Source organism: Azospira sp. I13, assembly GCF_003112695.1.
Taxonomy (GTDB): Bacteria; Pseudomonadota; Gammaproteobacteria; order Burkholderiales; family Rhodocyclaceae; genus Azospira.
Window position 1 is genome coordinate 17,162 of record NZ_BFBP01000002.1, and the last position, 10,370, is coordinate 27,531.

Annotated in this window: 12 protein-coding genes; 9 read left to right on the forward strand and 3 right to left on the reverse strand. The window is 58.7% G+C overall.

The annotated features are described in order from the left end of the window. The first annotated feature begins 99 nt into the window (after nucleotides 1-99). The 9 genes from AZSI13_RS00075 (at nucleotide 100) to AZSI13_RS00115 (ending at nucleotide 7,187) form a co-directional block, all read left to right on the forward strand. Nucleotides 100-960 (forward strand): flagellin, encoded by an 861-nt coding sequence (locus tag AZSI13_RS00075; RefSeq protein ID WP_109039150.1) that lies wholly within the window; start codon nucleotides 100-102, stop codon nucleotides 958-960. Between the two features lie 277 nt (nucleotides 961-1,237). Next, complete coding sequence (locus tag AZSI13_RS00080; RefSeq protein WP_109039151.1) at nucleotides 1,238-2,092, forward strand: flagellin; 855 nt, start codon at nucleotides 1,238-1,240, stop codon at nucleotides 2,090-2,092. Between the two features lie 89 nt (nucleotides 2,093-2,181). After that, complete coding sequence (locus AZSI13_RS00085; RefSeq protein WP_109039152.1) at nucleotides 2,182-2,586, forward strand: flagellar protein FlaG; 405 nt, start codon at nucleotides 2,182-2,184, stop codon at nucleotides 2,584-2,586. Between the two features lie 38 nt (nucleotides 2,587-2,624). Beyond that, nucleotides 2,625-3,986, forward strand: coding sequence for a flagellar filament capping protein FliD (fliD, locus tag AZSI13_RS00090; protein ID WP_109039153.1), 1,362 nt, complete (start codon nucleotides 2,625-2,627; stop codon nucleotides 3,984-3,986). A gap of 32 nt (nucleotides 3,987-4,018) precedes the next feature. Then, on the forward strand, nucleotides 4,019-4,468 hold the full coding sequence (gene fliS / locus AZSI13_RS00095; protein ID WP_109039154.1) for a flagellar export chaperone FliS: 450 nt from the start codon (nucleotides 4,019-4,021) through the stop codon (nucleotides 4,466-4,468). Nucleotide 4,469: 1 nt separating this feature from the next. Continuing rightward, entirely contained in the window at nucleotides 4,470-4,808 is a 339-nt protein-coding gene (locus AZSI13_RS00100; RefSeq protein WP_109039155.1) for a flagellar protein FliT, read from the forward strand. A gap of 8 nt (nucleotides 4,809-4,816) precedes the next feature. After that, nucleotides 4,817-6,001, forward strand: coding sequence for a flagellar hook-length control protein FliK (locus AZSI13_RS00105; protein WP_109039156.1), 1,185 nt, complete (start codon nucleotides 4,817-4,819; stop codon nucleotides 5,999-6,001). Then, nucleotides 5,979-6,290, forward strand: a complete 312-nt coding sequence (locus AZSI13_RS00110; protein WP_109039157.1) for an EscU/YscU/HrcU family type III secretion system export apparatus switch protein — start codon at nucleotides 5,979-5,981, stop codon at nucleotides 6,288-6,290. Before AZSI13_RS00105 ends, AZSI13_RS00110 begins: the two co-directional genes overlap by 23 nt. Before the next feature lie 84 nt (nucleotides 6,291-6,374). Then, complete coding sequence (locus AZSI13_RS00115; protein WP_109039158.1) at nucleotides 6,375-7,187, forward strand: flagellar brake protein; 813 nt, start codon at nucleotides 6,375-6,377, stop codon at nucleotides 7,185-7,187. Between the two features lie 172 nt (nucleotides 7,188-7,359). On the opposite strand, the gene AZSI13_RS00120 is transcribed toward AZSI13_RS00115, so the two are convergent. The 3 genes from AZSI13_RS00120 to AZSI13_RS00130 form a co-directional block, all read right to left on the reverse strand. After that, on the reverse strand, nucleotides 7,360-8,661 hold the full coding sequence (locus AZSI13_RS00120) for an HlyD family type I secretion periplasmic adaptor subunit (protein ID WP_235609578.1): 1,302 nt from the start codon (nucleotides 8,659-8,661) through the stop codon (nucleotides 7,360-7,362). A 171-nt stretch (nucleotides 8,662-8,832) separates the two neighbouring features. Then, a complete protein-coding gene (locus tag AZSI13_RS00125) occupies nucleotides 8,833-10,086 on the reverse strand; it encodes a hypothetical protein (protein ID WP_109039160.1) in 1,254 nt (417 codons plus the stop codon). Continuing rightward, a partial coding sequence (locus AZSI13_RS00130) for a hypothetical protein (RefSeq protein WP_165833251.1) occupies nucleotides 10,083-10,370 on the reverse strand: 288 nt, incomplete at its 5' end. The genes AZSI13_RS00130 and AZSI13_RS00125, both read right to left, overlap by 4 nt.

Below are 10,370 nucleotides of genomic sequence, written 5' to 3' on the forward strand. Positions count from 1 at the left end.
AACATGGCACACCAGTTGCTTTAAGACAGCCAGAACGGCAGCGCCCTTGGAGGCGTTAGCCGTATCAAACTGTTTTGCCTCTCTGGTAAGGAGCTAAAAATGGCACTCATCGTCAACACCAATATTGCGTCGCTCAACGCGCAACGCAATTTGAGCAACTCCAACGCGGCCCTGGGCCTTTCCCTGCAACGCCTGTCTTCCGGCCTGCGCGTCAATAGCGCCAAGGACGATGCGGCAGGCCTGGCGGTGGCGGAAAGTATTACCAGCGGCGTGCGCGGCAACACCCAGGCCATCCGCAACGCCAACGACGGTATCTCCGTCGGTCAAACGGCTGAAGGCGCCCTGGGCCAGATCGCCAACAACCTGCAGCGGATTCGTGAAATCTCCGTGCAGGCGGCCAACGGCTCCATCAGCGACAGCAACCGCAGCCAGCTGCAGAAGGAAGTTGACCAGCTGACCCAGGAAATCAGCCGTATCGTTCAGACCACCGAATTCAACGGTACCAAGCTGCTCTCCGGCAATGCCACCATCACCTTCCAGATCGGCTATAGCGGCTCGACGGACAACCAGGTAGCCATCAGCACCTCGAACCTGGCCCAGACGGTGGTCGGTACCGCCGGCCTGAACAGCTACAGCGGCGGCCTGACCGCCACCGGCACCATCAACATCACCTCCTCGGCCGGCGCTTCCGCCGCCCTGGGTAAGCTGGACTTCGACATCGCCCAGATCGCCAACCTGCGCTCCACCTTCGGTGCCGTGCAGAACCGCTTCGAGGCCGTGATCTCGAACCTGCAGAACTATGTAGAAAACCTGACGGCCTCCAAGAGCCGCATCATGGACACCGACTTTGCTGCGGAATCGGCCCAGCTGACCCGTAACCAGATCCTGCAACAGGCTGGCACGGCCATCCTGGCCCAGGCCAACACCATCCCGCAGTCCGCCTTGACGCTGCTGAAGTAATGCATTAACAAGCACTTACCAGATATTTTGCGGTGCCGCTCAACGGCTGGCCGCCAGCAACCGTAATCACGGTAACTGGCGGAGCCGGGGATCGGCACCTTTTTCTTTTTCTGCCCGCCCCTGCCCGCCCATTTCTTTTTCCTATTCCGGGTAATTTTTTCTCAAAAAAGGCTAAAGTTCTCTCCTCGCGCTCCGATAAACGATTCAAAGGAGGCGCACTTCGCCACCGAACCTTTACCCAACGTGGTAAATCATCAACGGAACCAAGGAGATAATCATGCCTTTGATCGTCAATACCAACATTTCGTCCCTGAACGCCCAGCGGAACCTGGCTACTTCCAATGCCTCCTTGGCCACCTCCCTGCAGCGCCTGTCCTCCGGTCTGCGCGTCAACAGCGCCAAGGACGATGCCGCCGGCTCCGCCATTGCAGAAGGTCTGACCAGCGCCATCCGCGGTGGCAACCAATCTGTCCGTAACGCCAACGACGGTATTTCCGTCGGTCAGACGGCCGAAGGCGCCCTGGGCCAGATCGCCAACAACCTGCAGCGGATTCGTGAAATCTCCGTACAGGCCTCCAACGGCTCCGTCAGCGACACCAACCGCAGCCAGCTGCAGAAGGAAGTTGACCAGCTGACCCAGGAAATCAGCCGTATCGTTCAGACCACCGAGTTCAACGGTACCAAGCTGCTCTCCGGCGCCAGCACCATTACCTTCCAGGTCGGTTTCAGCGGCTCCGCCGACAACCAGGTGAGTGTGAAGACCTCTAACCTGGCCCAGAACGGTGCTAACGGTCTGAACACCTACAGCGGCAGCCTGGCTGCAACCGGTACCGTGAATGTGACCACTTCCGGCGGTGCCTCCGCAGCCATCAACAAGCTGGACGCCGACATTGCCCAGATCGCCAACATCCGTGCAACCTTCGGTTCCGTGCAAAACCGTTTCGAAGCTGTGGTGTCCAATCTGCAAAACTACGTGGAAAACCTGAGCGCTTCCAAGAGCCGTCTGATTGATGCGGACTTCGCAACCGAAACTGCCCAGCTGACCCGTAACCAGATTCTGCAGCAAGCAGGTACCGCGATCCTGGCACAAGCCAACACCGTGCCTCAGAGCGCCCTGACCCTCCTGCGTTAATCTGCTCCGCAGACTGCAGCACCATTAGCCGGGGAGGCATCGGGCCAAGCTCGAACCTCCCCGGCTAAGCCGCATAAAGGAACTGGAAAATGAGCATCCAACCTTTACAAGGGAATTCGGCTGCGGCCTATACGCCGCAAACAGCAAACCGTACGGTCACCGAGGCTACTGCCGCCACTCCGACTGCCGCAGGCATAGTTGCCGCTGCGGCAGAACGCAAGACGGTGCAGGCAGAAGCTACCAATCGGGTCGAGCAGGACAAGCCCGTAGACAAGAACGCCGTTAAGGACGCCGTCCACAAGGCTAATCAGGCTGTCGCCGGTTTGCGCAGCGATCTGAAATTCACCGTTGATGACGATACGGGTTCGAATGTCGTCAAGTTCATTGATGTCAAAACGAAAGAAGTCATACGGCAGATTCCGGCACAAGAAATGCTTGTTATCGCCAAGCATTTAAATGATCTGCAAGGCCTGCTCATTAAGGAGCGTGCCTGATCCGGCACCGTCCGGACGCATATTCACGGAGAACGGCAATGGGAATTTCAAGCGCAGGGATTGGTTCGGGACTCGACGTCAACAGCCTGGTGTCGCAACTGTTGCAGCTTGAACGCCAGCCGCTGAACTCCCTTACCACAAAGAAGCAGACGTTCAACGATCAACTCAGCGCCTTCGGTAAGGTCAAGAGCGATCTGGACGCTTTCAACACGGCCATTTCAGCACTCAAGCTGAACATGGATTTCTCGGCAGCCAAGGCCACCAGCAGTAATACCAGCCTGGCAACGGCGACGGCTGCCAGCACGGCCAGCCCCGCCAGCTATGATATCAAGGTCACCCAACTGGCCCAGGCTGGCGTCAAGTCCATGCAGACTGGCGTTGCCGATCCGAAGGCGGCAATGGTGCCTCCCGTTTCCGGCACGTTTGATTTCACCGTCGGTACCGGCACTACCCAGAAGACTTTCAACATCACCCTGAACGGCACGGAGTCCCTTGAGGCCATCCGTGACAAGATCAATGCTGCCACGGTAACGACAGACGGCAAGACCAGCACTCAGACACTGGCCTCGGCCAGCATCGTCAATACCGGAACTTCAGCCGCGCCTTCATACAAACTGGTGATTGCCTCCACCGGCAAGGGCACGGACAACGATGTCGTGATTGATAGTGACCTGAAAACGGCCCTGGGTGGTTTCGATGAAACCAAACAGGCGGCAAAAAATGCCATGTTCTCGGTGAACGGTCTGGACATTGAGCGCTCCACTAACTCTGTCACGGACGTGATTGACGGAGTGACCTTGAATCTGGTCGCTGCGGACAGCAGCAAGCCCTTCACCCTGACGGTGGCACGGGATACCGAAGCCATCACCAAGAAGGTCAATGACTTCGTTTCTGCTTACAACAAGCTCACCGCCACGGTCAGCAGCCTGCACCAGAAGGGCGGCACCCTGGAAGCAGATAATTCGGCCACCTCGGTCATTTATCAGCTACAGAATGTCTTCAATACTCCGGCAAAGATTGCCGGGAACGATCTGAGCTACCTGGCCCAGGTTGGCATTAGCTTCAAAAAGGACGGCACCCTCTCCCTCGACAGCGCCGCCTTCACCAAGGCGTTGGAAAAGACACCCGACAATGTGATTTCGCTGTTCACGGACTCTGACAAAGGCTTTGCCCAACGTCTATCCAGCGCCGCCTCGAACATGCTCAACAGCGACGGGCTAGTGGATTCGCGTATCAAAGGCCTCAACTCCCGCATCAAGACCTTGGACGCCAATATGGATCGGGAGAATGTACGCCTGGATAACGTGGAAACCCGTCTGCGCCGTCAATATGCCAATCTGGACTCCCTGCTTGGAACGATGAAGAACACCAGCAGCTATCTGATGTCCCAGTTGGGTTAAGATAGCCTCCCTGCTTCACGGAAAGGGCACACATGTTCAATCAAGGGGTTCGGGCCTACGCCCAGGTCAAGGTCGAAACAGCGGTCACCACCGCCAACCCCGTGCAGTTGGTCGTTCTACTCTACGAAGGCGCCATTTCGGCCATCGCATCGGCCAAAGGCGAGATGGAACGACGGAACATCGCGGAAAAGGCCCGCCTGATCAACAAGGCCATCGATATCATCGAAGGTCTGCGCAATGCGCTGGAGTTCAATCAGGGCGGGGAAATTGCCGTTTCCCTGAATGATCTGTATCTCTACATGATTCAGCGCCTGAGTACGGCAAATCTGAAAAACGACCCAGCCCTGCTGGAAGAAGTTAGTGGCTTGTTGACGGAAATCCTGGGCGCCTGGGAAACCCTGGCCCAGTCCCGGGAAGGTGCTGACGAGGCGGCGGCTGCCGCCCCCCCCACCACTTCCGGCAGTATTGCTAGCAGGGCCTGATATGTCTGCCACCAGTAGCGATGTGCTGGCCCTTTACGGCGATATCCTTTCCCGCTCCCGGGAAATGCTGGCCTTGGCCCAGTCCCAAGAATGGGACGCACTGGTGGACAATGAATTGCTGCGCCGGGAAATCGTCGCCCGTTTGCGCCAGACCCTGGAAGCCCATCCGGATCTCCTGCAGGGCCCTGAAAAGGCCCGCGCTGAAGTATTGATCCGCGAAATCCTGGATCTGGACAACCAGACCCGCGCCATGGCCCAGCAGTGGATGGAAGAAATCGAGCACCGGCTCAGTAGCGTGACCACCACTCGCCGGCTCAAGAACACCTATCTGGGCCCGTAGGCCTTGCCATGATCCCGTCTGACATCCTCAACCTCGGCCGGCTCAAACCTACCGATACGGGGGTTCAGCCGGTCACGCCCTCCCGGGCGGCTACCGACATTCTGGCCGGGTTGGTCCCCGGGCAACGCATCATGGCCGAGATTCAGGCCCAGTTGCCCAACGGTACTTACCGAGCCCTGATCAGCCAGCGCGAAATCACCCTGGCACTCCCCTTTGCGGCAAAAAGCGGCGACTCCCTGGAAATGGAAGTCGTCGAAAACAATGGTCGTACCGCCTTCGCCGTTGTCGCCAAGGCTGCCCAGGAGGCCTCCACCGAAGGCTCCGTCGCCACATCCCTTAGCCGTACGGGCCAATTGATCGCCGAGCTACTCACGGACAACCCACGAGGCGGCAAAGGTCAGGCCACCGCCCTCAACGGCAACCAGCCCTTACTCACCGATGGCAAGGTCAGTGCCGAAACCCTGGCACCGGCCCTTAAGCAGGCCGTTGCCCAAAGTGGGCTGTTTTACGAAGCACATCAAGCCCGCTGGGCAACTGGCCAGTTCGATCTCAACGACCTGTTGAAAGAGCCCCAGGCCAGATCCGTTCCGAATAGCTCTTCGGCTCCAGCCAATTCATCCCCTGCAGGCAACCTGCCCCCCCAAGCCGGCCAAACGGCAGCCATGACACCTCGCGAAGCCCTCCCGCAAGCAACAACTGTCGGTACGCATCCAACGACAACCCCGGGTAGCGGTACGGAAGCCTTGGTGCGCGCTCAGGCGGGCGAAGAGCCTGCCGTGCGGATTACTACCTCGACCCCAGGCGGCAGCCTGACGCCGGAAGTTGCTCCTCTGGTTCGCCAGCAGTTGGAGTCCCTGGCCAACAACACTTATGTCTGGCAGGGGCAGGTTTGGCCCGGGCAGGACATGCGCTGGGAAATGGTAGAAGAAGACGGCAAACGCCAAGACGATGGCGACGAAGCCCCCAGCACCTGGAAAACCCGCCTACACCTGGATTTGCCGCATCTGGGCAGCGTCGACATCCAGATCGGCCTGCAAAACCGGCAACTGTCTCTGCACATGAGTGCCGGTGACACGGCTACTCGCGAACAATTACGCCAGGGCCGCGCCCACCTTGTTGGTCGCATGGAAGTAGCCGGACTTCAACTCACCGGATTCACGGTGGATCCCAATGTCACTCCCAGCCCAGAATAAGGAAATTAAGAGCGCCGTGGCGCTGGCCTATCTGGAAACCGACGTGGCCCCCCGCGTGGTGGCCAAGGGCAGGGGCGCCATTGCCCAGGAAATCATTGGAAAAGCCCGGGAACACGGGGTTTTCGTTCACGAGTCACCAGAACTGGTTGCCCTGCTCATGCAGGTCGATATCGACGAGCGCATCCCCCCGCAACTCTACCTTGCCATTGCCGAACTACTGGCGTGGCTCTATCGCCTGGAACAAGGGGATGCTGCCCCGCCCCCACTATTCAACGTGCCATCTGAATAAGCCCGGTGAATACCGTAAGATAGGATTTCTCTTGGTCGCCGCTTTTGTTTACACTTCCGCCTTGCCGAGAAACCCGGATAAATCATGACTGACAAGGCAAACCCGCCCGTAGAGCCGGAAGCCCGCACTGCATCGAATCACCTGGACGTAGAGCATGACGACAATTTCAGTCGCTACCTGCTTTACTCCCGGGCAGAAATTCTTTTTGTTCTCAAGGCCTTGGTTCAAAAGGGCTCGATGGTTACGGTCTATTTTGACCGGGGAAACGCCTTTCTGCTGACCTCCCTCAACCACATCTCTACCGACGGCAACACCCTTATTTTCGATTACGGCAGTGACGAAGAGATGAATCGTCGCGCCCTCCAGGCCGACAAGCTGGTGTTTACCACTACCCTGGACAAGGTGAAGATTCAATTCAGCCTCAAAGGTCTGACCCAAACCACTTTTGATGGACGCAAAGCCTTTTCCGGGACGCTGCCGGAAACCGTACTCCGCCTGCAACGGCGGGAGTACTACCGGCTCACCACGCCCATTGCCAACCCCATCAAGGTATCCATCGACGTCATTCAGGCCGATGGCAGCAAGACGACCCTCGAAGCCAATATGTTGGATATCAGTGGCGGCGGGATCGGGGTGATGGTTCCATTAACCCTGGGTGACACGTTCCGGGTAGATACGGTATTCAAGGATTGCAAGTTCACCCTGCCAGAAGAAGGGCCGCTGGTCACGGCGCTCTGCGTACGGAGCGCTTTTCCGGTGACCACCAAGACCGGCAGCCAGTATCTCCGTATTGGCTGTGAATATGTGGACCTGCCCGGTACCCGGCTGACCATGGTTCAGCGTTACATCACCCGCATCGAACGGGAACGCAAAGCCAAACTCAGCGGCCTGGAGTAAATACGTGACCCCCTGAATCCAGGGAAAAAATCTGGGGTCTTTTGCCTGCTTATCCCAACTACCGCACCACACGCTGGTGCGGCATCATGTGGGCTTCTACGCTCCAGCTACCTTCCGGTGCCTTCTCAGCCAACACCGACCTCTCGGAGGTCGGTGTTTTCGTTTGGAGCGCCTATTCTTCCTTCATCGACGCGGCAATCCGCTTTGTCAGGGGATGCAGCAGGTAGGTCAGCACCGAACGCTCCCCCGTCTTGATCACCACTTCCGCCGGCATACCCGGCTGCAGGCTGCGATTGCCCAGTTTCTTCATGCCGTCTGGTGAAATGGCAATGCGTACCAGGTAGTAGGCCGACGGCTGGGAAGGGTTGGGCTGGGTTTCAGTGATCAGATCTGCCGAGATCGACTGGATGGTCCCCTCCACCAAGAGCTGGGGAGAATGGGCAAAGGTGGAAAAACGGACATCCGTCGGCAGACCCACTTTCACCCGATCGATGAGGTGGGGCGGCACCTTGGTTTCAAGCAGGAGCGGCTCATCCACGGGCACAATGTCCATTAGCCGCTGGGCTGCCTGTACTACGCCACCAACCGTTTGGGCTGCCAGCCCCACGACCTGGCCGGCAACAGGGGAGCGGATTTCGGTATGGTCGAGTTCTTCGGCGACTGCCCGCAGCTTGTCTTCATCGATCTGCACATCTCGCTCGATATCAGCAAGTTGGGTATCCACTTCCTTGCGATATTCCTGCTGCCGCTGGATGGCCCGCATTTTTACCTCAGCGATGCCCTGGCGGGATTTGATCAGGTTACCGTTGAGGTCGGCAATGATGGCACTGACCTCGGCCGCATTACGCTCCAGTTCCAGCTGGCGGGTCCGCGCCATGTATCCCTGGCGCACCAGGTCGCTGATACTCTTCAGCTCCTTCTCCAGCAGTTGTAGCTGGTTCTTGCGGCTATCCAGCATGCCCCCGTAACCCGTGACCTGGGCCTCCTGTCCGCGGATGGCCTCCTTGATAGCCTGCTGTTCGGCTTCGTAAGCCATGCGCCGGGAGCGGAGCAACTGCTCCTGCGTGGTCATCTGCTGGCGCACGACAGGGTCATCGGCATATTTGAGAATGTCTTCGTGGAAGTTGATCTTCTCGGAACCGGCCTGCTCAGCTAGCAGACGCCCTTCCACAACCCGCAAATTCAGATAGTGCTGTCGGACAGCTTCGTAGCCGGCCCGGGCAGTCGCGTCCTCCAGCTTCATCAGCAGCTGGTTGGCTTCGACGAATTGCCCTTCCTTCACGTACACCTCGCGAATGCGCCCTCCCAGCAAGTGCTGGATGGTTTTACGCTTGGTATCAATGGACACCAGACCCTGGGTCGGCACGCCTTCATCGAGGGGAGCCAGGGCGGCCCACAGCAACAGGCCACCGAATCCGATAGCCAGTCCCCAGAGACCGATGCGCACCGGCCGTTCTGTATCCAGGGGAAGCACATCTTCTCCCAGTTCGGGAGGAGGCAGGGAGGGACCAAGTACCTTCCCGAGTCGCCGCAGCAACGCGCCAATTGCCATAGGTAAGTCCAGAATTGAGCCGGTAGCTATTAGAACAGTTACTGCCAAAAAAAACACCGGCCCGAAGGCCGGTGTTTCTGTTACGCGATGCTATCAGACGCCATCGTGATGCACGTTACTGCCAATCAGCAACTGGGCGTCGCCGTGGTTGTAGATGTGATACGTGACCCCATCCACCACCGTGACACCGCCGTCGCTCCAATGGCCCTGGGACTCGAGGACCTTGACTGTATCGTTAGCATCGCCCTTGATGACCATCTGCACGTGGCCGGAGCCAGTCTGGGCATTGGTCACCAGGTCGGTGGCACCAAACTTGAGCACATCCTCGGCCTTGACGATCAGCACATCGCCCGCGCCGCCATTGCCGGCCAGGTTGATCTGACCCAGGTTGCCGGAGGAAACCGTGGCGGTATCCAGGGCAGTCAGGTCAATCACACGGTTCTGGGCTGCACCGATCTGGAACCAGACGTCGGACAGTTCGTGGGTTGCGCCATCACTGGTCACGTAACCGGCCGTCAGGCCGATGGCGTTGCCGTTGTTGCCTTCCAGCACCTTGTCGGCATTGACGTTGAGCTTGACGATCCCCAGTTCCTTCAGGGTATGCAGTTCGTTGGCTTGGGAAACACCATCCTGGTTGGCATCAACCCAGACGCGCAGGTCGGCGAAATGAGCATCCTTGGCATCAACCACACCGTCGTGGTTGGTGTCTTGAGCCTTCAGGGCCTCGAAGCCATCCACCGCATTGGTGCCATCGGCGAGCTTGGTACCGCTACCGAACAGCTCGCGGCCATCATTGATCTGACCATCGCGGTTCAGGTCGATCGCCAGCAAACCATCCTTGGGTCCGATCCAGCCCACGGCAGTCTTTTCACCCAAACCACGCAGGTCGAAGGTGACGCCAGCGGAGATGTTGAGGGTCTGCACGCCGTTGCCATCCAGATCCAGCGCCAGAGGCGTGACCGCCATCAGCTTGTTGATCTGGTCAGTCGTCATGGCCTTGATCTGGGCTGCGGTAAAGGCAGCCACTTGAGTCGTGGTCAGATTGCTGATCTGGGTGGTGGTCAGGCCGGCAATATCTGCCGTCTGAATCGCCGCGATCTGCACCGTGGAGAAGGACTTGATCTGATCCGTGGTCATGTTCTGAATCTGGTCAGAGGTCAATGCCGCCACACCCACTGCCGTCAAACCGGCCAGGGCATCGGTGGTGACCTTAGCCAGATCAGTCGTTTCCAGGGCAGTCACTTGCTTGGCCGTCAGAGCACCAATCTGGGCAGAGGTCAGCACAGCCGCCTGGGAAGTCGTCAGACCGGCGATGTCGTCAGTGCCGATGGCGGCGATCTGCTTCACCGACAGGNCGTTTCCAGCTGAGCGACTTGCTTGGCCGTCAGGGCGGCGACCTGGGCAGAGGTCAGCACGGCGGCCTGGTCAGTGGTCAGGGCAGCGATGTCGTCGGTGCCGATGGCGGCAATCTGCTTCACCGACAGAGCCTTGAACTGGTCCGTCGTCAGCTTCGCCACCTGGTCGGAGGTCAGGGCGGTGACGGCAGCCACGCTCAGGCCAGCCAGGGCATCGGTGGTGATCTTGGCCAGATCGGCGGTTTCGATCTGCGGCACCTGCTTCACGGTCAGGGC

Coding starts and splice junctions, on each gene's coding strand:
- AZSI13_RS00110 (WP_109039157.1), top strand. CDS start 5,979: ATGTCACTCCCAGCCCAGAATAAGGAAATTAAGAGCGCCGTGGCGCTG.
- AZSI13_RS00105 (WP_109039156.1), top strand. CDS start 4,817: ATGATCCCGTCTGACATCCTCAACCTCGGCCGGCTCAAACCTACCGAT.
- AZSI13_RS00115 (WP_109039158.1), top strand. CDS start 6,375: ATGACTGACAAGGCAAACCCGCCCGTAGAGCCGGAAGCCCGCACTGCA.
- AZSI13_RS00085 (WP_109039152.1), top strand. CDS start 2,182: ATGAGCATCCAACCTTTACAAGGGAATTCGGCTGCGGCCTATACGCCG.
- fliD (WP_109039153.1), top strand. CDS start 2,625: ATGGGAATTTCAAGCGCAGGGATTGGTTCGGGACTCGACGTCAACAGC.
- AZSI13_RS00100 (WP_109039155.1), top strand. CDS start 4,470: ATGTCTGCCACCAGTAGCGATGTGCTGGCCCTTTACGGCGATATCCTT.
- fliS (WP_109039154.1), top strand. CDS start 4,019: ATGTTCAATCAAGGGGTTCGGGCCTACGCCCAGGTCAAGGTCGAAACA.
- AZSI13_RS00080 (WP_109039151.1), top strand. CDS start 1,238: ATGCCTTTGATCGTCAATACCAACATTTCGTCCCTGAACGCCCAGCGG.
- AZSI13_RS00075 (WP_109039150.1), top strand. CDS start 100: ATGGCACTCATCGTCAACACCAATATTGCGTCGCTCAACGCGCAACGC.